Genomic DNA, 20,742 nt, shown 5'->3' on the forward strand with positions numbered 1-20,742 from the left:
CCTCGATCAGAGCTGGTCTCCCGGCGGGTGGTTGCCGTAGACGGTGCCGCCCTCGGGTGCGGTGTCGACGACGGTGATCGACACGGTCGTGGATTCCGATGGCGTGCCGGCGGGGAGGCCGTTGTTCGCGACGAGGCTGATCTCGCGTTCGCCGATGAACTGTCCGGTGTCGGGGTCGATGATGATGTCCTGCCGGATGTTCGTGCTCGGCTCCACGCGGCCGATCGCGATGCCGGTGGTGCCGTCGAGGCTCGCCTGCTGATCCGTGATCGTCACGCCCGGGATGCGGGCCGCGGCCTGGTAGAGGGCGGCGCGGAGCTCGGCCGGCACGGTGCCGTTGCGTAGCACGTCCGCGATCCAGACCAGGGCGGCGCCGTCGGGGGACTGCCCCTGCGTGAGCGTCTTGGCGTAGATCGCGTTGAGGAGCTGGTTCGGGTTACGGGGGAGCGCGTCGTAGTCGCCGCTGATCTCGGTGGGAGAGCCGCCGTAGAAGGTGCCGGCCGGGGCGCGCAGCAGTTCGTCTTCTTCCAAGGCGTGCATCTCGGCCGCGAACGCTTCGGAGGCCGGCCCGAACGTCTGCACCGGTTCGCGGGCATGCCGCATCCAGACCCAGTCGCCCTGGCGATCGTAGGGAACGTAGAGCTCGTCGCGGGAGCCGTCGAGGAACGAGGTGAAGCCTCCCGCGCCGTCGCCGGTGCTGGCGGAGTACACCGCGTTCGTCGTGATCCGCAGGTACTGGCCGAGCCCGACGACCGGGTCGCTCGCCTCGATCGTCGCGACGGCTGCGGACTCGAGGGCACCGGCGGCGGCCGAGTCGGCTCCACCCCGCCAGCCGGCCAGACCCAGGACGTTGGATGCGACGAGGACGACCGTGAGCGCGCCGGCTCCCAGGAGGGAGAAGCCGATCACGGGCAGGGCGCGGCGGCGAGCCGGTCGGGAATCGGCCTCGGCTTCGGCGGTGCGGTGCTGGCCCGGCCGTCTCGCGTCGTGCGGAAGGCGCTCGAGGAGGTGGCGCATCCGCTGCTCTTCGTCGGCGGTCAACGGTGTCGCGGGTGCGGGGTTGAGGGCCCGCACGTCGGCGATCAGGTCGGAGGGGGTCATGACGTTCCTTCTCTCGGCTGGAGCTGCCGTTCGGCAGGGGCCGGTTCGTGCGCGGGATTCATCAGCTGGGCGAGGCGCCGCTTCGCGCGGGTGAGCCGCATCGTGTAGGTGGCGCGGGTGCATCCGAGAACCGTGGCGGCCTCGGTGTCGGCGAGCTCCTCCCAGGCGTGCAGGGCGATCGCCTCCTGGTCTTTGCGGGAGAGCCCGCGCCAGGCGGTGATGAGGTCGAGGCTGCTGTCGACGTCGGTGCCGGCGCCCGAGCTGATGCCCGCGCCCGGTTCCCAGGCCCGGACGGCGAGCGTCTGCTGCCGGGATTCGCGGCGGGCGGTGCTCTTCATCACGTTCGACGCCGTGCGGAAGAGCCAGGCCCGGGGTTCGGGCGGGAGCGCACCCCGGCGGCGCCAGGCCACGGCGAACGTGTCGGCGACGACGTCGTCGACATGGGAGGCCGGTGCGCGGCGCTGGACGTACCTCAGCACGTCGGCGTAGTTCGCGTCGTACGCGGCGGTGAAGCCCGCACTGTCGTCGCTGGACATGATCCCCCTCGGTCGACCGGATCTCGGTCTCGATCTGTACATGCTCCGGGAGGCGCCGTCTGCAACACCGACCACGAACATCATCGTCCGCCGGGGGAGACGACGAGGCCGAGGGACCAGCTCGAGAAGGTCGGCACCACAACGGTGGGCGACGCGAACGCTTCGCGTCAGAGCCCCCGCTCCTCCAAGAACGCGCTCACCTGCCGGTGCGTTTCAGTGAGTCGCTCGATCCGCTCCGCCAACCCCGCCCGCACGTGCACGAGCTGCTCCGCGAGCGCGTCGTGCGCATCCGCCGGCGCTTCCCCCGTGCACGCCAGCACCGACACCACGACCTCCCGAGGAAAGTCCATTCCGAAGAGCAGGTGGATGATCTCGGCGCGCTCCACCGTCGACTCGTCGTACTCGCGATACCCGTTGGATTCGCGGCGAGCTGTGATGAGTCCGTGCTGCTCGTAGTACCGCAGCGACCGCGCGCTCACTCCGCTGCGCCGGCTGACTTCGCCGATCTTCATCGTCCGTTTGACCTTGACATGATGTCAGAGTCTAGCGTTTCGGTGTTCGGGCGAGATCCGTCCGAACGGAAGGATGTCCGATGCGTTCAACTATCACGGCCGGAGGCCGCACCCGCTCGTTCACGGTGATCGGAGAGGTCGACGGCTCCGACGATCGCGCCCTCGTGCTGGTCTTCCACGGCTCCAAGCAGAACGGCGAGGTCCACCGCCGTTTCACCGGAGGTGCCCTGGACCACCTCGCAGCTGAGAATCGAGCGGTGGTGGTCTACCTCGACGGCTTCCGCGGCAACTGGAACGACGCCCGCGCCGAGAGCTCCTTCCCGGCCCGACGCGAGCAGATGGATGACGTCGCGTTCGCACGTGCCGTGGTCGACTCCGTTCGCCGCTCTCACCGGGTGGATGCGCGCAAGGTCGTCGGGGTCGGGTACTCCAATGGCGGCCAGATGATCTTCCGCCTGATCCACGAAGCGCCGGAGCTTCTGACGGGTGCAGTAGTCGTGGCAGCGACCATGCCCGATCGCTCAGGCTTCCTCGGCCCCTTCTCGGAGACGTCGGATCGCCCCATCCCCGTCACCCTCGTTGCCGGCACCGCGGACCGGATCGTTCCGTACGGGGGCGGCCGGATGGCGTGGTGGGCGCGCCTGATGTTCAAGGTCGCGGGAGTGGCCCTCTCCGCCGCGGCGACGGCCGAGTACTTCGCCCGCCGCAACGGCATCACCGCCGCACCCACGGTCGCGCCGCTCCCGGCGTCGCCCGGCGCAGGCCGCCGCCCGCGGATGGAGGAGACGACGTACCGCGAGCCGGGCCGCCCGCCCGTCATCCTGTACACGGTTCACGGCGGCGGCCACACGATCCCCGGGGCGAAGCGGGCGCCGGCACCCCTCGGCCGGACAGGGGCCGACCGCCGCATCGAAGAAATCGTTCTCGAGACACTCGGCGCACTCGACCGATCTGCGTGAGGTGTCACTCGAGTACGTCGACCGCCCGACCTCCGTTCCCCGTGGGCCGAGCGTCCCGGCTTTCCACCTTCGGGTGTCCGATGTAACAGGGATGCCCACGACTCCGATGATGACGGCGACGATCGACGCGATGAGAAACCACGCTGAAGGCGCAGCAGAGGGCTCTGTGGCAGTTCTTCGGCCCGCGGAGCCCTGCGTCTCGGCGAGGCGCAGCATCGACGTGAGAGCGCTATGCCGACATGCCAATGGCGATCTGGTGCTGAATGCGCGTCAGCGCGCCAAGGATGTAGCGACCGCCAGTGATGAAGTTGTTGCTGGGTGAGGTGGTGATGGATATTGGGACTATTGCGCCAAGGACGCCAATGACAAGCCCGGATGCCAATATGGCGGGCGCTGCAAAGTTGCCATCCTCGGGCCCGGCGCGGACGAATTTCGTGCGGGGGTCCTGCTGCATCCACGCCTCGTTCAGTCCCTCCGAACTTGCATGCAAATGAGCACTTGCGATTCGGTAGAACATAGAAAACTCGGGTAGCACGAGTCTGCTGACGGAGCTGAAAGTGGGGTTCCCATTCGGTAGGATCGGCGCAGCCCAGCCCCATGGGCGGGCAAATGTGCTGCCGTACTTGCTGATAAGGGATTGTCGCTTCAATTGAAGTGCCTGCAGTACGTCTTCGTCGAGCTTCGATCCAACGTGCGGACTAGCGGCAAGTATGTCTCTCGCCAATGAGGGTGTGAACACTTGATGGTGGTGGACGTATCGTTCGACTAAATCCGGGTATTCACCGTCCGGCATTCCCTGCAGCCCAAGGGTGGCCGAAACAACAAACAGTTCATGGATGGTTCTGAGGTGTGCCCACGCGCCTGGCAGATAGCCGCCGCGGAGCAGCCATCCGACCTCGTCGAATGCCAGGAGTGCACGCCCTCCGAGTCCCACCTGCAAATTGATGTAGTCCGCAAATGCGTCATCCTCCGCCGAATCGTCCAAGGCGGCGTGCACCGTCTCGGATGCCCAGTTGATGGCTTCCACTGCTGTCGAATGCATGAGATCCATAGCTGCGAAACCTGCTCCATATTTCTCGGACAGCATTGCCCGCAAAGCGGCCGCGTTGCTTGGGCTCGAACTCGGTGAGTCCGCTTCAGCTTGGAAGTTCGTCCAGAAGTCTTCGAATAATGGATCATTGGCTGGCGGCTGAGCCCCAATTTCGAACTCGAAGTCTGCGGTCACTGTGGGACGTCAATCGATGACGACGACGGCATCGAGGGATGCGAACTTGTCGCCGGAGATTTCGTCTGTTGACACCAGAACGCCCGTCAGATTCTGTCCCGCATCGCCGATGCACGCTTGGACTAATCCGGGCTGATTCCGGGCGATCGGCAGCGTAATCGACAAGTCATAGCTTCCCCGAAGCGGAGTTCCCTTGTTCGAGAATGGCCCGAACGAGATATGCCCGTTGTTGAGAACGCCCTGGTCCTGCGCGAGAAAGCCGTCCTCAACGAAAAGGCTAGCGTTCAACTCGGAACCATCCGGAAGGTTCGAGGTTGCGTCGATCGTGACTCCGCCTGACGAATCGGATGCGAGCGTGTAGGCGATGGCCACATCAATGGGTGTGGGAGGGCAAGCCGCTTCAGCTGTCTCAGACTCCGCCTCCGTCGATGAATTTGTGGACAGTGTCGGTGAAGGCGCGGTTCTTGCGGCAGGGTCAGCCATTGACGAACAGGCGGACAAAGTGACTGCCAGCAAAGCGGCGCATGTGGCTGCAGAGATGGACTTCATTTGTCGATTATCGCGGTTGGATTGCCGTGAGCACGTCGGTCGCCAAATACTTGCTGAACGGCGGGCGGACGCGCTCCTGGACGCGGTCGGTCTCCCAGCACACAGCGACAAGAGACCGCATCAGCTCTCTGGTGGTCAGCGACAGCGCATCAACATCGCCCGCGCCCTGATGAACGACCCCAGCTTGCTCCTGATCGATGAGCCCACCAGCGCGCTCGACCAAGAACGAGGCGCCAGCATCATCGACCTCATCCTGCGCCCAACCGACGAGCTGAACACCTCGACTCTGCTCGTCACCCACGACCTTGTCCACCTGCCTCGAATGCACGGCGTGGTCCACCTCGTAGACGGCCGCCTTATCGACACACCGACCCCGGTGAACGCTTATTAGAAACGAACGTATTTGAGACAACTAGAGCCATCACCGGATGAGACTCGACCGTAGTCTGATGAAATGGAGTTAGAAGAGATTCAGAAGACGGCTCGGCTGTACTTCGTCTCAAATAAACCATCGTTCAAGAAACTGAAATCCACCCTTGAGTACATTCTTGAGCGGATCTGCGAAGAAGCAGACGTAAAGCCACACCACATCTCAGCCCGAACTAAGAAGCTCAAGTCCTACGTCGAAAAATTCGAGCGCAAGAGCAGTCTGACTCTTCCAACTGACGTGCAAGACATTGTGGGCGGTCGCATTGTGACCTTGTTCCGATCAGACCTTCTCGAACTCGATAAGAAAATGAACTTGCACCTCGAGGTGATTAGTTCGGAGAACAAGATCCAGGATGCCGAAGTTGACAGTTTCGGCTATATGTCGGTCCACTACATCTGCCGCTTGAAGCAGAGTTTGAGTGGTCCGCACTATGACGGATTGCACGGGTTCGAGTTCGAGGTGCAGTTGCGGACAATCCTCATGGATGCTTGGGCGAATGTCTCGCATTACATCGACTACAAGGGAGTGTCGAGCATTCCGAAGGCGCTGCGAAAGGACTTCCACGCCCTGAGTGCTCTCTTCTATGTTGCCGACAGTAGTTTCGAGCGATTCCACGATGAATCGAAAACCTCGAAGAAGAATGCCGTCTCGAAGCTCGCCAGCCCTGAGTCGGTGGAGGTCACCTTGGACGCCGACACCCTCGCCGCCGCACTTCAGAAGCTCTTTCCTGATAGGGAGGCTCCTGAAGAGGACAGCGATGTCTCCGAACTGATGGAAGAAATATCGTCTTATACGCCATATAAGACAGTTGGAGAGTTGGAAAAAGTCGTAGAGCGTTACCGCCCGGCGCTGGTGGCTTACGAGGCTGACCATCCTCCTCAGAAGGGCTACGAGGGGGAACCGACTCAGTTCGCTCAAGTTGGCATGCTTCGGTCCTTACTCGACATTTCTGACCCGATATTCGCGGATAGAAGACTTGGAGAGTTCAGCAAGTTCTACGAGGAGTACCGCGATCTGGCGAGGACTGATGAGTAAAAGGATCTTGCTGGGCGACTCTGTCCGTTCCGTCGAGGTACGACCTTGAAAGAAGATTTCAGGGGTTACTACGGCTACAGCGATTCCGAGAGGGAAGAGTTGTGGAAGTCGGCTCTCATCGTCGTGGACACCAACGTTCTCCTCGACTTGTACCGACAGACAACGGCTACCAGAAAAGCAATTCTGAGCGTTCTACGGAGTGATCCTGATCGGTTGTGGCTTCCGCACCAAGTAGCTCTGGAATTTCAGAGGCGGCGCGAGAGCGTAAGGACGCAAGCCACCGACTCGCACACGAAACTCGAAAAGCGTCTTCATAACGAGCGCGACACGACTAGCAAACTGATCGCAGAAATGAAGAAGTACAACGTCAATCTCGACGTACAGAGCAAGTACAACACCTACTTCAAAGCCGTCGGATCTCTAGCGAGAGCCATCAAGAATACAACGCAGGAGGAGTTTGACGACGCTAGGGCCGAAGACGCCGTTCTCCTTGAGATTGAGGGTCTCTACCCCGCTGCTCGCAGAGGAAAGGCCTTCAAGCCAAAGCGGTTATCGCGTGAGAGGCGTTTGGGTGCAGAGCGCATCGCACATTTGGTGCCCCCAGGTTGGGCGGACGCTGCCACTAAAGAGGGTGACCGTATATACGGCGACTACTTCGTGTGGCGTCAAACCATGGACCACGCGCGTGCCATCAAGAGAGACGTAATCCTTGTCACGAACGACACCAAGAGAGACTGGGCGGACCCCAACACTAAGAAGTTTCATCCTGAGTTGACTGACGAGTTTGTTGCTGAGACGGGTCAACAGCTTCTTATCTACCGGACCGGTGATTTCGTCAAGGAAGCGAAGCGACAGCTGAAATCACTCGTGATTGAGACTGAGGAAGGTATTGCGGAAGCGGCTCGGGAAGTTGACGAGCATGTTGAACGCGACAGTGCGACTGATGTTGCAAAGTATGTTCCGGGATCCGGTTTCAGGCTGGGCGATGTTTATGCAGGGACGAGATTCAACATGCCCGACCTGTTCGCCGGCTCTGGATTCAAAGGACTTCAGGAAGCTATGGAAGAGCGCACGCGGAGGTCAATCGCACCGCTCACCGAGATGATCGAAAGCATAAACCGACCTCTGCTTGCTCAGATCAGCGAAATCGTAGAAAAGCAGTATCGCGACCTGGGAGCAATCGGCATTGCGAGCGCTTCTAACCTGGATTCGAGCGAAGATGATTCGCGTCAACGGCTGATTCAAGATGCAATTGGCGAAGCACATAGCTCGCCTGATGACGATGAGGGTGATCAGGATAACGATGGTAGTCAGTCGCAGGAGCCTCAAGAGAAGTAAATCGAGAACTCGCTGTTTTTCGAGAACCTACGTCTGCGGAGTTTGGTCGAATCAAGAATCTTCCCGAGAAGTGAAACTGACCCCCTCCCTGTAGACGAGGAATTAGGAGGGGGTAGTCGGTGGGAGGTGAAGTTGTCTCCCTGCTCCGGAGGGGCAATGCCAGTTGGACCCCCGGAGGATTTTGATTTGTAGGTGGAGTGCTCCTCGCAACATGACTACGAGCGGGGAGCACCCCGTTTCCTGAAGCCGATCCACAATATGGAAAGAACCGGCATCAGAAGTCTTGTGGTCAGATATCGCCCTTGAGGAGCGATCTGATCTGACGTACGTACGAACGTGCTCTGCGTAGCTCAGGTTGGCTCACATTGTTTGTGACTCCACTTGTGATGTCGAGACACTTCTCGAATCGCTCACGAGCTTCCGGCGCGTCGAACGCAATTCTGTGGGTACGGTTGCGGCATGGCTGAACGTCGGATCGAGGATGTTCGCGCGGAGATCGACGCTTTGGACCGGCAGCTCGTCGAGCTGATCGCTCAGCGGCAGCTGCGGGTGGTCGAAGCGGGCGCGCTGAAGCAGGATCGCCAGGCTGTGCGGGCGCCGGATCGTGTAGAGAAGGTCATCGGCAAGGTACGCGCCCTGGCTGCGGAGGTGGGAGCGTCTCCCGAGGTGGTTGAGCAAACCTACCGAGCCATGATCTCCGCGTTCATCGATTTAGAACTGACGGTGCACGACGGCTCGGGAGCGTCTAGCGAGACCGTGTGAGGCCCGCCGCAGCTAGCGCCCGGCCCAGCGGTCGAGCCACTCGTGCGCGGCAGTGAGGTGCGGTGCTTCGGGGTCGATCAGATCCATGTGCGCTAGGCGCAGTGGTTCGAGGAGCGTCACCCCGCAGCCCGCCGCCCGGGCTGCCTCGAGGTAGGCGTGGGTGTGCGCGATGGGGACTCGGGCGTCGTCGGCGCCGTGCACTATGAGGACCTCGGCTGGCGCGGGCACCTGGGCCAGGGGAGATGCCGCGGCGTAGGTGTCGGCGATCTCAGAGGGGGCGCCGCGGAAGAACTCGGCGGCCGCGCCGGTGCCGACACCCTCGTGGTAGCTGCGGACGACGTCGGTGACGGGAGCCAGGGCCACGACCGCGTCACCCGCCTCGCCGCCGAGCAGCGCGAGCTGCCCGCCGACGGAGTGGCCGATGATCGCCAGGCGCGACGTCGGGCCCTCCGCGCGGATGGCGGTCAGGGCCGACGCCAGGTCGTCGCGCAGCGCGTCCCAGCCATCGGTGCCCCGGCGGTACTCGATGTTCGCCACCGTCCAGCCCCGCGCCGTGAACTGCGGCACGAGCGGCCGCATGAGCTCGGCGGTGTACGGCGCGCGCCAGTATCCGCCGTGGATGAAGACGACCGTGCCGGGTGAATCGGCGTGGGCACGCGCATCCGGATTCCAGAGCTCGACCCACTGGTCGATGTGCGGGCCGTACCGCGGCACGAGGTCGGCCTCCGGGAAGCCCGGCGGCCGCGCATCCGTCGCCGTCACGCGCCCTCGACCGAGCCCGGCGCCAGGAAGTCGACGCCGTTGGCCGCCGAGAGGCGCACGACCTCGTCGGGGTCGGTGACGTTGTGAAGCAGGCTGAAGAGGTTGGCCAGCTTGCCGCCGGGGCTCACCCAGAAGAGCGACTTCGCATCCGTCTCCTGCTTGTTGTAGTAGGCGTGGGGGAGGTCGCGGGGCATCTGCACCAGGTCGCCGGGGCCGGCGGTGGTCCACTGGCCGTCGAGGTAGAGGGTGTAGACGCCCTCGAAGACGTAGATGAACTCGTCCTGCGTGGGGTGCACGTGCGGCGGCACACCGGTGCCGGCCGGGTCGAACGAGAGCCAGGAGTAGGTGTTCGCGCTTTCGATCTTGGTCGTGTAGGTGTGGCCCAGAACGTTCCAGACGCGGCCGCCAAAGGCCTCGTCGGCCCGCACGATGCCGGCGGGCAGGTCGCCCAGAATGATCTCGTCAGTGCTCATCGTCGAACTCCTCGGGTCGGGGTTTGTGTTGGTCCATCATGGCGTGGTCGCGGGTGGTGTGTCGCGATCTTGCTCTGAGCTATGCCCAGTCCTTCCACGGGCTGGTGTGAGCACTTCGGAGTGGTAAGCCGTCGTGTATCGCAGGCCCCTGATACAATATGTCTTCCAAGTCATAATTGTCTTGTGAGGTGGAGGTAACCGGTATGGCAGATGCATCGACGTTGATTCGCGCCGCCCGCCGGAGTCGACGGCTCACCCAGGAACAGCTGGCTGATCGTGCTCAGGTCGACCAGGGAAGCGTGTCTCGCTCGGAACGGGGGCGGGACGCGGGTTACAGCACGATCGATCGGCTGCTCGCAGGCGCAGGTCATCGGCTCTACTCGGCCCCGACTCGGCGTGACGATGCCTCGACGGCGGCTGCAGAGATTCGTCAGCGGCTTCGCGAGAAGGATAAGGATCGCGCTTTACGCGCGCTGCTGCAGTTGAACGACAACCTTCTCGCCGAGCACGGCCTCGTTCGAGGGATTCTCGGACTCGCCGAGCCCGAGTCGACCGGTGACTCGGCTTGGGATGCGGCGATAGCGGCCCTCGTCGCGTGGCATTTGGGGGCAGAGAGAATTCCGTTGCCGGCCTGGGTCGACCAGCCGGACCGGTTCCTCGCCGCGCCGAGAACGCTCGACGTGGACCCTGCCGACCCAGTGCCGCCGCGCTCCGAGGTGCCCGATGAGTTCGCCGAGCGGGGCGTTCTCGTCTGGCGTGACACTTTCGCGAGCGTCTGACGATGGCGAGCGCGCTGGACCGCGACGACATCATCACAGGACTGCATGAGCTCATCGTCGAGCTTCGCGCCGCCGATCAGGTTGCGGGTATTCGTCTCGTCGGCAATGCGGCGCTGGCTCTGCGCTATTTCGATCGTGGGACGACGCAGGATCTCGACTCGCTCCATGTCCGCCCGGGCAGCGACGCAGAAGTGGCGGCTGCCGCAGCGCGGGTCGCGCTACGGCATGACTGGGATCCCGCCTGGCTGAATTTCGAAGTCACAAAGGCGGATGCGGTGCCCACCCTCGGGCGCGAAGTCGAGTGGGAGACGATCCACGATGAGGACGGCATCCTCATCCAAGTGGCCTCTCAGGAGGCTCTGCTCGCGATGAAGCTGCGAGCCAACCGGCCCGGCCGTGATACCCGCGACATTCGACTCCTCCTGGGTCTGTGTGGCGTAGACACCCTCGAGGCGTGCGAAGACTTCTATGAAGGCTTCTATCCCGGTGACGGTCTCGCGCCGCGCGCGGTGAACATCGTGACTGCCATCCTCGCGGAAGGGCCGCCCCAGGCCCCGGAATCGCCGCCGCCCATCGTGCTCTGATTGGGGCCGACGCGGCCCGGCGACCCCAGTGGCCTCAGCTGCCGAGGTCGCCCGCGATGCGGCGGAGGGCCGCCACGTGGCCGTCGAAGGCCCGGCGCCCCTCCGGGGTCAGTGCCACGGTCGTGGTGCGGCGCTGGTCGCCACGGCTCGATGACGAGGCCTTGGTGACCCGCACGTAGCCGATGTCGGTGAGCGCCCGGATCGTCTTCGAGAGGTTCGCCTCCGACAGGTCGAGCGTCTCACGCAGCATTGCGAACTCCGCTGCGTCGACCGGGCGCAGCAGCCCGCAGATGCGCAGCCGGGTGGGGGCGTGGATCTGCTCGTCGAAGCCGTCGTCAGCGTCCATCGCGCAGCTCGCGGTCGTAGACGCGGTCGTAGAGCCGGCCGCCGCACCACATCGCTGCGAAGGCCGCCCCCGCGCTGGCCACGACCCACTCCGGATGCCCGGTGGCGGTCAGGGCGAACGAGACGCCGAGCAGCAGCACGATCACGATGCCGAGCGCGATCGAGACCGCGAGGCTCCTTGGGCCGGCCATCCGCGTGATGGTCATGCCTGTGATGCGCTGGTAGGCCAGCGCGAGGAAGGTGATGCCAAGGCAGCCGAACGCCACCATCACGAACTGTCCGGGCACGCCCGGCCCCGGCGAGCCGATGATGAGCGCGGTGGAGAACGCCAGCAGCGGGTAGTACCACGCCGGTGTGCGGATGCGGTCGGCCAGTGCCTGCCGGTCGGCGTGCAATGCCGACAGGGCATCGCGGGCCGCCGCCCCGTCGGTGCGGCCGGCCCCGTTGCTGCTCTCGAAGTCGCTTTCCATGCAGTGAAGTCTTTCACTTGCCGACCGGTTAAGCAATCGCTCGGCTGGGGCGACGGGCGCGATGGGCGGTCAGTCGCCTGTGGTGCCGTCGGCCAGTTCGCGGAGGATGTCGAGGTGGCCGTTGTGGCGGGCGTTCTCCTCGATCAGGTGCAGGATCACCCAGCGGAGCGTCGGATGCTCACCCGAGCGGAAGGCCGTCAGCGAACGGTCGTCGAGCTGCAGGCCGGCGATGATCGCGTCGGTCGCGTTCGCCTGCGCGCGGTAGCCGTCGATCACGGTCTGCAGGGGCAGGGTGGCGCCGTCGATGAACTCCTGGTCGGGGGACTCGTCGGTCCAGGGGCCGAGATCGGGGCCCCCGACGAAGCGGTTCTCGATCCAGGAGTGCTCGACCCAGCGCATGTGGTTGAGCACACCGCCGACGGTCATCAGGGGCGACGTCGCGATCGGGGCGGCGGCGGCCTGCGCATCCGTCACGCCCGTCGCCTTCTCGATGGCGGTGTCGCGGGTGTACTGCAGCATCGTGAGCAGGGTCGATCGTTCGTCCCAGGCCCCGGGGTGATCGGTGCGTTCCATGCACCGAGTATTGCCGAGCGGGCCCGCGAGCGCACTGTTTCGAGGCTCGGTTCTACCGAGCGCGGAGGCCGTCGAGGAGGAGCCGCACCATCCGGTTCGGCGTGCCGTCGGCGGAGGGGGCCCGGTGGCTGAGGTCGCCGACCGCCTGGAGGAGCTCGAGGGGGTCGACGTCGTCGCGGATGTCGCCGGCCGCCGCGGCCGCGTCGAGCAGCGAGGCGAGGGCCGGGCCGAGCTTGCCTATGAGCAGCGCGGGCAGGGCGTCGAATGCCGAGTCGCCCGAGCGCAGGGCGGCCGAGAGGCCCTGCTTGGTGGCGACGAAGCCGGTGAAGCGGGTGATCCAGAGGTCGAGCGCTTCCTTGGGCGGATGCTCGGCCAGCAGTTCGCTCGCCGCCGCTGCCGTGGCGTCGATCTCTGAGGTGAAGACCGCGGCCACGAGCTCGGCGCGATTGGGGAAGTGGCGGTAGAGGGTGCCGACCCCGACTCCGGCTTCGGCGGCGATCTCGCGGGCCGGCGCATCCACCCCGGAGCGGGCGAAGACCGTGCGCGCAGCCGTCAGGAGGGCGCCGAGGTTCTGCCGCGCATCCGCTCGCACTTTTCGCGGTTCGGTCGTCGAGGTCACAGAAGGGCCCTTGCATAAACGGAACAGCGTTCCGTATAGTGGTCGATGTAGCGGAACAATGTTCCGTATCTGATCCTAACAGGAGGACCCCATGCAGTATCGACCCCTCGGACGCACCGGGATCATGGTGACGCCCTATGCGCTCGGCGCCATGATGCTCGGCTCGTTCGGCAACCCCGATCGCCAGGAGGGCGTGCGGATCATCCACCGCGCGCTGGACGGCGGCATCAACTTCATCGACACGGCCGACCGCTACGGCGACTCGGAGGAGGTCGTGGGCGAGGCGCTCGTCGGGCGGCGTGACGACGTCGTGCTCGCCACCAAGTTCTGGGGGCCGGTCGACGACGACGTGAACCACCGCGGGGCGTCGCGGCGGTGGATCAGGCAGGCCGTCGAGCGGTCGCTGCGCAACCTGCGGACGGACCGGATCGACCTCTACCAGCTGCACCGGCCCCAGCCCGACACCGACATCGACGAGACGCTGTCGGCGCTCACCGATCTCGTGCGGGAGGGCAAGGTGCTAGCGATCGGGTCGTCGTCGATGCGCGGGTCGGAGATCGTCGAGGCGCAGTGGGTCTCGGAGCGGCGCGGGTTCGAGCGGTTCCGCACGGAGCAGCCGAACTACTCGATCCTCGATCGGGAGATCGAGCGGGAGATCCTGCCGGTCGCCGAGCGGTACGGCATGGGCACGCTCGTGTACAGCCCGCTCGCGGGCGGGGCGCTGTCGGGGAAGTACCGGGCGGGGCAGGCGAACGAGAACTTCCGGGCGAGCACGGGCATGCGTCATTTTCAGGATGAGCGGCGGCTCGGTGCCATCGAGCAGCTCATTGCGCTGGCCGACGAGGCGGGGATGCCGCTGACGCATCTGGCGATGGCGTTCGCGGTGGCGCATCCGGGGGTGACCTCGGCCATCGCGGGGCCGCGGACGATGGCGCAGCTCGAGGACACCTTGGCGGGGGCTTCGGTGTCGTTGTCGGATGAGGTGCTCGATCGGATCGATGCGATCGTGCCGCCGGGGGAGACCATCGGGGCGATGGACATGGTTTATCGGGGGCCGGAGGTGTTGGATGCTTCTCTGCGGCGGCGCCCTGTATCGGGTCGGTCGGCGGGATAGGGGGCGTTCTCTCCTGCGCCGGGCGGCTCGGCGGGCGGTGTCGGTGTCGGTTGCCTCGCGCGGCGGGTGTCGGTTGCCCCGGTTGCCTCGCGCGGCGGGTGTCGGTTGCCTCGGTTGCCTCGCGCGGGGGTGTCGCCTGGGTCGCACAGGCCGGTAGAGTCGCTCGCGATTGGGGGATCGGATGAACGGATTGAGCTGGAAGGCGACCGCGGCGCTGGCCGTCGTGTTCTTCGTCGTCGCGGGGGCGAGTGTGCCCGTGCTCTTCGGTGGTGGGGACGTCGAGGTCTGGCGGTGGGTGTTCCCGGTGGCGTGGGTGGCGCTCGGGATCGCGCAGGTGGTTCGGGCGCGGCGAAAGTACGTGACCGAGAAGCGGGCGGGCGGCGAGGCCGCGAACTCGTGAGCGAAGCCAAGGCGATCGGGACGCGCGAACCGATCGGTCAGACGGGAATGGGCGGACGATTTTCTCGCACAGCTTCAGGATTTGAGAGGTAACATACAAAGGTGCACTGCAGTAGCGGTGTGAAGTGGACTCGGTAGCCTTCCGGACGGTGGGTGAGCCGAGTTTCGCGCTTTAAGCGCCGTTCGCGCTCGGGTCCACAAGCATCGGGCCCACGCGACGCCTCCATTCGGAGCCTTTGGCGTAGCTCCAGGCGATCGCGTCCGGGATCCACAGCAGCGGCTCGGAGTGCGGTGACCGCAGTTCGTACTGGACCGTGTCACGGAGGCCTCGAGCGCTGAGTTCTCTGAACAGGATCCGCCGGTCGGACCTTTCGATCGACTCGTCGCGCTCGAGAACGAGCTTCAGGTGAGCGTGCTTCTCCGCGCAATCGACCAGTCCCACGAGGCACTCTTCTCGTCCGTCTGCTTCGCGGGACGCTGTCGATCGAATGACGTGCGCTCGGACCTCGAGGGCCAGGAGCTTCGACAGAATCAGTCTTCGTCGGGAATCGCTCTCGCGGCTGAAGTGGAGGCGTCGCTGCCCAGGCAGTACCAGCGCCCGCATCGCCTTCCGCAACGACTCGGCACCAGACGGATGCACGACGGCAGCGACGAGAATGTAGCCGGCGTTCTTGCTCTCGTCCACGAACAGCGTGCTCACTCGGCGTCGCCGTTGGCTCTGATGGCCGTGGGGTACGGCGGTGTGTGTTGACACCGATCGTGGTCGATCGAACCGAAGGAATAGATGAGCACATGTCATCATCCCGCAGGTCGTCGGCCTCGTGTCTATCGATCGGAGTGCCCCGAGGATCGAGATCGACGGGATTCGGGTCAGGGGACGCGGGCGGCGAAGACGACGCGGTTGTCGTCGTAGTGGCCGATCGAGTCGTCGAAGAGGCCGGTGCAGGTGATCAGGCGCACCTCGTCGGTGAGGAGGGCGCCGAAGACATCGGCCGTGGGGAAGGCGTTCTTGGGGAAGTCCTCGGTGCGGTAGACCTCGTAGGTGAAGGGAGCGCCCGTGGCGTCGGTGAGGGTGAAGCGGTCGCCGGGGGCGAGGGTCGGGAGGTCGAAGAAGACCGCCGGGCCGACCGCGGAGTCGACGTGGCCGGCGATGACGGTGGGGCCGATGCCGCCGGGGCGTCCGCCTCCGGTGAACCAGCCGACTCGGCTGAAGTCGGCCGGCACCTCGAGTGAGCCGTCGGCGGAGATGCCGAGGTCGATCAGGTCTTCGTCGAGGTCTAGGGACGGGATGGTGAGGCGGGCGGGCGCTTCGCCACGGGGTGGGGCGACCGGCGGGGAAGCCTCGGTGGATGGCGCCGCGGCGGCGGGGGACGGCGTCGGTGCGGTCGCCGCGGGGGAAGACGGGGCGGGGGACGGGACGGAAGACGGGACGGAGGACGAGGAGGCGGAGGGCGGTGCGGGTGCGGCGGCGTCGAGGGGTGCGGACGAGCATCCGCTCAGCAGCGACGCCGCCAGCAGTGACCCTGCCAGCAGCGAGGCCGCCGCCGGCCCGACACGTCGGCCGGGCCGGTGCGGCCCGGCCGAGACGTGCCCCATGTCAGTTCGTGGCCGAGTGGCGACGGTACGCCACGAGACCGACGAGACCGACCAGCCCCGCCGCGCCGACCGCGCCCACGGTCAACGCAGTCGAGGCAGAGTCAGAAGAGGCGGCCGAGACAGCCGTCCCGCCCCCACCCGTCTGCACGCCGCCCACCGGCACCTGGCTCAGCTGGCCGCGCACGGCGCCCGCCGGGTTGGCGGCGGTGTGGGTGTCGGCCGCGAAGCCGGCGGCGTTCGCCTCGAGCTTGGCGAGCGTGAAGCCCTCGCCGGTGTCGACGCCGTTCGCGAGGATGCCGGTGGTGAAGGGGCCCTGCAGGCAGCCCGAGCTGGTGCGGGGGCCGTCGCCGATCGGCGCGGGGTTCGGGAAGGCGATGCGGGGCGGGCCCGCCTTGCCGGCGGCCGCCTCGTGGATGTGCGTCGCGGTCTTCGCCGGGCTCTTGTAGTCGCCCGAGAGGCCGGTGACGGTGATGTCGTAGCAGATGATGTCGAGCTCGGAGTTGACCCGGAAGTCGAAGGTGCCCGAGGCTCCGGCCGGGCCGGGGGTGGCCACGCCGTCGGCGTTCAGCACCTGGTCGGGGGTCGCCATCACCGTGAAGGCGCTGGTGAAGCTGCTGGGTTCCGCGACCTCGGTCTCGGCGTTGGCGGGCACGGCGGCGCCGAACAGCACGACGGTGGAGGCGAGGGCTGCGCCGCCCAGGCCGATGATCCCGGTGCGGCGTCGAGCGAGTTTCTGACTGGACATGGGTGACTCCCTGCTGGATGAGTTGTGCTCTGTCGAAGGGTGTACGGCGGGGTTCCGTCGGGCGTTCATCGATGCGCGAACTTTTTCAGGGCGTGAACGCCGGCGCGCTTTCGGTCGTATGCCCTGTCAGAGGGCGGCGCGCATCCGGTGCCCGGCGACTCGTCGATAGGGTGAGGGGAACATGGCCGCAGTGGGGAGAGTGATGGACGCCTCGTCACCCGTGCCGCAGACCGCGTTCGACGTCGCCGCCGAGTACGACGCCCACGGCGGGGCGCTGTTCGGCTACGCGATCAACGCGCTGCGCAACCGCTCGCTCGCCGAGGACTGCGTGCAGGAGACCTTCCTGCGCGCCTGGAGGTCGCGCGCGAGCTTCGACGCGAGTCGCGGGGGTGCGCGCACGTGGCTGTTCGCGATCCAGCGCAACGTGATCGTCGATCTGCAGCGGGCCCAGAGCCGACTTCCCCGCATCGTGGGCGCCGATGAGATCCAGGATGCTCCGGGCGAGACCGTCGACACCCTCGACCGTCTGGTGATCGTCGAGGCGCTGGCCAAGCTGAGCGACGAGCACCGGTCGGCGTTCGTGGCGATCCACGTCGACGGGGAGACGTACGCGGAGGTCTCGGCACGAACCGGGGTCGCGGTGGCCACGCTGCGGACGCGGGTGTTCTATGCGCTGCGGGCACTGCGCTCGCACATCGATACCGATGCAGAGGAGGGGCGGCGATGACTGTCGACCCGGAACGTCGTGCCGAGCTGATCGCTGCGGCCGCCGCCTCGGCGCTCACCCCGTCTGAGGCCGAGGAGCTCGAAGGGCTGCGCGCGGTGGACCCGACGATCGAGCTCGAGATCGAGGAGCTGCGGGGGGTCATCGAGGCGGTGACGGGGGCGGTGCCGCGGTGGGATGCGAGTGCGCCGTCGGCGTCGTTGCGGGATCGGGTGGTCGGGGTGGGCGAGGAAGCGTCGCCGGCCGCGCTGGCCGCGCCGGTCGCCGGGCTGCCGGCCGGTGCGCCTGCTGGTCTGCCGGGTGGCTCGGGCGCCGCGCGGCGCTCGCGGCGGCGCTGGGTCATGCCGGCCGCGGCGGCCGCCGCCTGCCTCGTGCTCGGGTTCGGGGTCGGCGTGCTCGCGATCCCGCGCGGGCCGGCCGAAGCGCCGCTCGGTGCACCCGGAGAGCTCGGCGCGCGCGAGGTCGTCGACTTCGCGGGCGAGCCCTCGGGGGTGAGCGTCGACGGGAGCGTCGTGGCGCACACCTGGGGCACCGAGACGATCCTCGAGATCTCGGGGCTGGCGGTGGGGGAGAGCTACCAGCTCGTGGTCGTCGACGCCGAGGGCCGGGCGGAGTCGTCGGGTTCGTTCGTCGGCAGTACGGCGACCATCGACTGCCGGATGAACGCCGCGACCCTGCGGTCCGATGCGGCGTCGATCGAGATCCGCGATGCTGCGGGCGGCACGGTCGCGGCGGCGGTGCTGCCGCCGGCGCAGTCCTGAGCCCGGCCCGGCCGAGGCGACGGCCCAGCCGAGGCGGCGGCCTGGCAGAGGCGGCGGTCCAGCCAAGGCGACGGCGCAGCCGAGGTGGCCCAGCCGAAGTAACGGTCTAGCCGAGCCGGCGGGCCGCGGCCAGGAGCCCGATGCCCAGCACGAACACTCCGAGGCCGAGGATCAGCAGCAAGAACGCGACCTCGTTGCCGCCGAGGTAGATCACGAGGCCGAGGGCCGACATCGCGATCGCTATCACGAGGGTGGTGACCCCCGCCGCGTGCAGAGCCGCGACGGCGGGCGTCCGGCGAGAGGCTCGGGGAGATCGAGGTGCGGTCACACCTCGAGTGTGCGCGGTGGCAGCCGGCGTGGCAATTGGGGGAGGCCCTGCTTCGCCGACTGTTCACCTGCGGTGCGAGGCGGCACGCGGATGCTCAGCGGGCGTCGAGGCGGGCCGCGACGTCGGGCGGGAAGCCGCCCGTGGCGATGGGGCTCCAGCGGGTGGGGGTGATGCGGAGGAGCGACTTGTCCTGCAGCGCCATCGCCGCGCGATACTCGGCCCAGTCGGGATGCTCGCCGGCGATGCACCGGTAGTAGTCGACGAGGCCGTCGGCCGCCTCGGGCATGTGCAGCACCTCGGCGTCGCCGTCGACCTGGATCCAGGCGTCGTTCCAGTCGTCCGAGAGCACGAGCACCGAGGCCGCCGGGCGGCAAGACGCGTTGCGCGTCTTCGCGCGCGAGGGGTAGGTGGAGATGACGATACGGCCCTCGGCATCGACGCCGCCCGAGACCGGGGACATCTGAGGGCGGCCGTCGGCCCTGGTGGTGGCGACGAGCATCCGGTGCCTGGGTCGCACGAAGGCCAGCATGCCGTCGCGGTCGACCTCGGTGGTGGTGGAGATGGTTCTGGCCATGGGTCAAGGGTAGGGGTGCCCTGTTGCGGACATGTCCGGAAGAGGCTCTAGTCGCCGGGCCCGCCATCTCGGAGAGTGAGAGAATGCCCGAAGACTCGCTCTCCGACCTGTTCGCCCTCTTCTCGCACCGGGCGACGGATGCTCGCCCCGCGGGTGTCTCGCGTCGCACCGTCCTCGGCGCGGCATGGTCGGCCCCCGTGATCGTCGCCGCCGTCGCCGCGCCGCTCGCGGCCGCCAGCACCGGTCAGCCCGACGCGGAGTTCTACTGGTCGAGCAGTGACGGCATCCAGGGGCAGCCGTCGGTGCTCACCCTCTCCCTGCCCCCCGAATCGCCCGGCATCGGCAGCACCGCGGCGATCGTGCTGCAGATCACGCCGTACGGGAACATCCCGGAGTCGATCTCCGCCGGGCGATGGACCTGGACCCCGAACTACGGGGCCGCCAACGGGATCCTCGCGTCGCCGGTCGGCGGCGTGACCGCCGGCACCAGGGCTTTCACCATCGACGAGTGGGGCGAGCTCTCAGGCCCCTACACCGTCACCGCGACCTACACGAACGACAAGGAGCCGGGCGCGCTGACGGCGACCATCAGGGTCGGTTTCGGGCCCGAACCGACGCTCGAATGGCTCCCGGATCCCGCGGAGTTCGGCACGATGACGACGCTCCGGCTCACCGTGCCTCCTCGCTCGTACGCGATCGGCCGGCGGGGGCTCCTCGCCGACCTCAATCAGTTCCCTCCCCCCAACCAGACCCCGCCGTTCCCGGCGGGAACCACGGTCGCGAAGGCTGCGGGGTGGACGGACTACGTCGACCCCGACTACGGGCAGACGGCGTTCCAGCTCGACCCCCTGCCGGAGGGCGTCTACGACTTCGTCTACACCCTCGGCGCCGGCACCACGGCGGTGACGCCGAGCATGATCCTGGTCGTCGGAAAGGGTGTGCCGCCTCAGGCTCCCCTCCGCATCGTCCCGGCCTAGCCTCCCGCCGCTCTTGACGGCGGCGCGGGGGTGCGGGAGGGTGGCCGCATGAGCCTGTTCATCACGTGCCCCGTCGCCAGCGTCGAGCGGGCGACCGCGTTCTACACCGCCCTGGGGTGGACGCTGAACGCCCAGATGTCGGGGGAGCAGGTGTCGTGCTTCGCGATCGGGGGCGACGAGCAGTACGTGATGCTCGGCAGCCGGGAGATGTACGCGGGGGTCGGCGGCGTCGAGGAGCTGATCGGCGGACCGGACACGCCCTCGAAGGTGACGGTGTCGTTCGATCTCGACAGTCAGGAGGCCGTCGACGAGCTCGTCGAGCGCGCGCGGGCCGCCGGCGGGCGGATCGGGGACATCGACGACTACCCCTTCATGTACCAGCGCCAGTTCGACGACCCCGACGGCTACCACTACTCCCCGTTCTGGATGAAGCCGCCCGCCGACCCGGCCGGCTGAGCGGAGGGCCCAGCAG

29 protein-coding genes are annotated in these 20,742 nt (G+C 66.6%); 13 read left to right on the plus strand and 16 right to left on the minus strand.

Annotation, left to right across the window (positions count from 1 at the left end):
- Nucleotides 1-6 precede the first annotated feature (6 nt).
- The 3 genes from HQQ85_RS16765 to HQQ85_RS16775 form a co-directional block, all read right to left on the minus strand.
- Nucleotides 7-1,101, minus strand: a complete 1,095-nt coding sequence (locus HQQ85_RS16765; protein WP_173183637.1) for a CU044_5270 family protein — start codon at nt 1,099-1,101, stop codon at nt 7-9.
- Nucleotides 1,098-1,637 (minus strand): RNA polymerase sigma factor, encoded by a 540-nt coding sequence (locus HQQ85_RS16770; RefSeq protein WP_173183638.1) that lies wholly within the window; start codon nt 1,635-1,637, stop codon nt 1,098-1,100. The genes HQQ85_RS16765 and HQQ85_RS16770 overlap by 4 nt, the downstream gene beginning before the upstream one ends.
- Before the next feature lie 167 nt (nt 1,638-1,804).
- Nucleotides 1,805-2,149 carry a MerR family DNA-binding transcriptional regulator gene (locus HQQ85_RS16775; protein WP_173183639.1) on the minus strand — a complete coding sequence of 115 codons (345 nt, stop codon included), beginning with the start codon at nt 2,147-2,149 and terminating at the stop codon, nt 1,805-1,807.
- An 80-nt stretch (nt 2,150-2,229) separates the two neighbouring features.
- On the opposite strand from HQQ85_RS16775, the gene HQQ85_RS16780 reads away from it, so the two are divergent.
- A complete protein-coding gene (locus HQQ85_RS16780; RefSeq protein ID WP_216851770.1) occupies nt 2,230-3,108 on the plus strand; it encodes a PHB depolymerase family esterase in 879 nt (292 codons plus the stop codon).
- Nucleotides 3,109-3,337: 229 nt separating this feature from the next.
- Here the strand turns inward: HQQ85_RS16780 and HQQ85_RS16785 are convergent, their stop codons facing one another.
- Nucleotides 3,338-4,333 carry a DUF5677 domain-containing protein gene (locus tag HQQ85_RS16785; protein ID WP_173183640.1) on the minus strand — a complete coding sequence of 332 codons (996 nt, stop codon included), beginning with the start codon at nt 4,331-4,333 and terminating at the stop codon, nt 3,338-3,340.
- A gap of 9 nt (nt 4,334-4,342) precedes the next feature.
- A complete protein-coding gene (locus tag HQQ85_RS16790) occupies nt 4,343-4,705 on the minus strand; it encodes a hypothetical protein (RefSeq protein WP_173183641.1) in 363 nt (120 codons plus the stop codon).
- Between HQQ85_RS16790 and HQQ85_RS21160 the strand changes: the two genes are divergently transcribed.
- The 4 genes from HQQ85_RS21160 (at nt 4,698) to HQQ85_RS16810 (ending at nt 8,447) form a co-directional block, all read left to right on the plus strand.
- On the plus strand, nt 4,698-5,273 hold the full coding sequence (locus HQQ85_RS21160; RefSeq protein WP_254069478.1) for an ATP-binding cassette domain-containing protein: 576 nt from the start codon (nt 4,698-4,700) through the stop codon (nt 5,271-5,273). The two genes, HQQ85_RS16790 and HQQ85_RS21160, sit on opposite strands and share 8 nt — an antisense overlap.
- A gap of 63 nt (nt 5,274-5,336) precedes the next feature.
- Nucleotides 5,337-6,347 carry a GTP pyrophosphokinase family protein gene (locus HQQ85_RS16800; protein ID WP_173183642.1) on the plus strand — a complete coding sequence of 337 codons (1,011 nt, stop codon included), beginning with the start codon at nt 5,337-5,339 and terminating at the stop codon, nt 6,345-6,347.
- A gap of 45 nt (nt 6,348-6,392) precedes the next feature.
- Complete coding sequence (locus tag HQQ85_RS16805) at nt 6,393-7,685, plus strand: PIN domain-containing protein (protein WP_173183643.1); 1,293 nt, start codon at nt 6,393-6,395, stop codon at nt 7,683-7,685.
- Nucleotides 7,686-8,144: 459 nt separating this feature from the next.
- A complete protein-coding gene (locus HQQ85_RS16810; RefSeq protein WP_173183644.1) occupies nt 8,145-8,447 on the plus strand; it encodes a chorismate mutase in 303 nt (100 codons plus the stop codon).
- 12 nt (nt 8,448-8,459) lie between these two features.
- On the opposite strand, the gene HQQ85_RS16815 is transcribed toward HQQ85_RS16810, so the two are convergent.
- Nucleotides 8,460-9,209 carry a prolyl oligopeptidase family serine peptidase gene (locus HQQ85_RS16815; protein WP_173183645.1) on the minus strand — a complete coding sequence of 250 codons (750 nt, stop codon included), beginning with the start codon at nt 9,207-9,209 and terminating at the stop codon, nt 8,460-8,462.
- Nucleotides 9,206-9,682, minus strand: coding sequence for a cupin domain-containing protein (locus HQQ85_RS16820; protein WP_173183646.1), 477 nt, complete (start codon nt 9,680-9,682; stop codon nt 9,206-9,208). The genes HQQ85_RS16815 and HQQ85_RS16820 overlap by 4 nt, the downstream gene beginning before the upstream one ends.
- 203 nt (nt 9,683-9,885) lie before the next feature.
- Here HQQ85_RS16820 and HQQ85_RS16825 point away from each other — a divergent pair, with 203 nt between their 5' ends.
- Complete coding sequence (locus tag HQQ85_RS16825) at nt 9,886-10,461, plus strand: helix-turn-helix domain-containing protein (protein ID WP_173183647.1); 576 nt, start codon at nt 9,886-9,888, stop codon at nt 10,459-10,461.
- Between the two features lie 2 nt (nt 10,462-10,463).
- Nucleotides 10,464-11,045: a hypothetical protein gene (locus HQQ85_RS16830; protein WP_173183648.1), complete on the plus strand. Its 582-nt coding sequence runs from the start codon at nt 10,464-10,466 to the stop codon at nt 11,043-11,045.
- Between the two features lie 34 nt (nt 11,046-11,079).
- Here HQQ85_RS16830 and HQQ85_RS16835 read toward each other — a convergent pair whose 3' ends face one another.
- The 4 genes from HQQ85_RS16835 to HQQ85_RS16850 all read right to left on the minus strand — a co-directional run bounded on the left by HQQ85_RS16835 (nt 11,080) and on the right by HQQ85_RS16850 (nt 13,052).
- Nucleotides 11,080-11,391, minus strand: a complete 312-nt coding sequence (locus HQQ85_RS16835) for a transcriptional regulator (RefSeq protein WP_173183649.1) — start codon at nt 11,389-11,391, stop codon at nt 11,080-11,082.
- Nucleotides 11,381-11,860 (minus strand): hypothetical protein, encoded by a 480-nt coding sequence (locus tag HQQ85_RS16840; RefSeq protein WP_173183650.1) that lies wholly within the window; start codon nt 11,858-11,860, stop codon nt 11,381-11,383. The genes HQQ85_RS16835 and HQQ85_RS16840 overlap by 11 nt, the downstream gene beginning before the upstream one ends.
- Nucleotides 11,861-11,929: 69 nt before the next feature.
- A complete protein-coding gene (locus HQQ85_RS16845; RefSeq protein WP_173183651.1) occupies nt 11,930-12,433 on the minus strand; it encodes a DinB family protein in 504 nt (167 codons plus the stop codon).
- A gap of 52 nt (nt 12,434-12,485) precedes the next feature.
- Nucleotides 12,486-13,052: a TetR/AcrR family transcriptional regulator gene (locus HQQ85_RS16850; protein ID WP_173183652.1), complete on the minus strand. Its 567-nt coding sequence runs from the start codon at nt 13,050-13,052 to the stop codon at nt 12,486-12,488.
- A gap of 91 nt (nt 13,053-13,143) precedes the next feature.
- Here HQQ85_RS16850 and HQQ85_RS16855 point away from each other — a divergent pair, with 91 nt between their 5' ends.
- Nucleotides 13,144-14,166, plus strand: coding sequence for an aldo/keto reductase (locus tag HQQ85_RS16855; RefSeq protein ID WP_173183653.1), 1,023 nt, complete (start codon nt 13,144-13,146; stop codon nt 14,164-14,166).
- Between the two features lie 181 nt (nt 14,167-14,347).
- A complete protein-coding gene (locus tag HQQ85_RS16860) occupies nt 14,348-14,566 on the plus strand; it encodes a hypothetical protein (RefSeq protein WP_173183654.1) in 219 nt (72 codons plus the stop codon).
- A gap of 171 nt (nt 14,567-14,737) precedes the next feature.
- Here HQQ85_RS16860 and HQQ85_RS16865 read toward each other — a convergent pair whose 3' ends face one another.
- The 3 genes from HQQ85_RS16865 to HQQ85_RS16875 form a co-directional block, all read right to left on the minus strand.
- Nucleotides 14,738-15,265, minus strand: coding sequence for a hypothetical protein (locus tag HQQ85_RS16865; protein WP_173183655.1), 528 nt, complete (start codon nt 15,263-15,265; stop codon nt 14,738-14,740).
- Between the two features lie 170 nt (nt 15,266-15,435).
- Nucleotides 15,436-16,161, minus strand: a complete 726-nt coding sequence (locus tag HQQ85_RS16870) for a class F sortase (RefSeq protein WP_173183656.1) — start codon at nt 16,159-16,161, stop codon at nt 15,436-15,438.
- A 1-nt stretch (nt 16,162) separates the two neighbouring features.
- Entirely contained in the window at nt 16,163-16,906 is a 744-nt protein-coding gene (locus HQQ85_RS16875; protein ID WP_173183657.1) for a CHRD domain-containing protein, read from the minus strand.
- 181 nt (nt 16,907-17,087) lie between these two features.
- Between HQQ85_RS16875 and HQQ85_RS16880 the strand changes: the two genes are divergently transcribed.
- On the plus strand, nt 17,088-17,633 hold the full coding sequence (locus tag HQQ85_RS16880; protein ID WP_173183658.1) for an RNA polymerase sigma factor: 546 nt from the start codon (nt 17,088-17,090) through the stop codon (nt 17,631-17,633).
- Nucleotides 17,630-18,391 (plus strand): hypothetical protein, encoded by a 762-nt coding sequence (locus HQQ85_RS16885; protein WP_173183659.1) that lies wholly within the window; start codon nt 17,630-17,632, stop codon nt 18,389-18,391. The genes HQQ85_RS16880 and HQQ85_RS16885 overlap by 4 nt, the downstream gene beginning before the upstream one ends.
- A 106-nt stretch (nt 18,392-18,497) precedes the next feature.
- On the opposite strand, the gene HQQ85_RS16890 is transcribed toward HQQ85_RS16885, so the two are convergent.
- Both HQQ85_RS16890 and HQQ85_RS16895 read right to left on the minus strand, forming a co-directional pair.
- A complete protein-coding gene (locus HQQ85_RS16890; RefSeq protein WP_173183660.1) occupies nt 18,498-18,719 on the minus strand; it encodes a hypothetical protein in 222 nt (73 codons plus the stop codon).
- Nucleotides 18,720-18,813: 94 nt separating this feature from the next.
- Entirely contained in the window at nt 18,814-19,293 is a 480-nt protein-coding gene (locus tag HQQ85_RS16895; RefSeq protein ID WP_173183661.1) for a PPOX class F420-dependent oxidoreductase, read from the minus strand.
- Nucleotides 19,294-19,376: 83 nt separating this feature from the next.
- Between HQQ85_RS16895 and HQQ85_RS16900 the strand changes: the two genes are divergently transcribed.
- Together HQQ85_RS16900 and HQQ85_RS16905 are read left to right on the plus strand one after the other, a co-directional pair.
- Entirely contained in the window at nt 19,377-20,270 is an 894-nt protein-coding gene (locus tag HQQ85_RS16900) for a hypothetical protein (RefSeq protein WP_173183662.1), read from the plus strand.
- 48 nt (nt 20,271-20,318) lie between these two features.
- A complete protein-coding gene (locus tag HQQ85_RS16905; RefSeq protein ID WP_173183663.1) occupies nt 20,319-20,726 on the plus strand; it encodes a VOC family protein in 408 nt (135 codons plus the stop codon).
- Nucleotides 20,727-20,742: the final 16 nt, after the last annotated feature.

Origin of the sequence: Herbiconiux sp. VKM Ac-2851 (genome assembly GCF_013205105.1) — a bacterium.
In the GTDB taxonomy this organism is placed as follows: domain Bacteria; phylum Actinomycetota; class Actinomycetes; order Actinomycetales; family Microbacteriaceae; genus Herbiconiux; species Herbiconiux flava.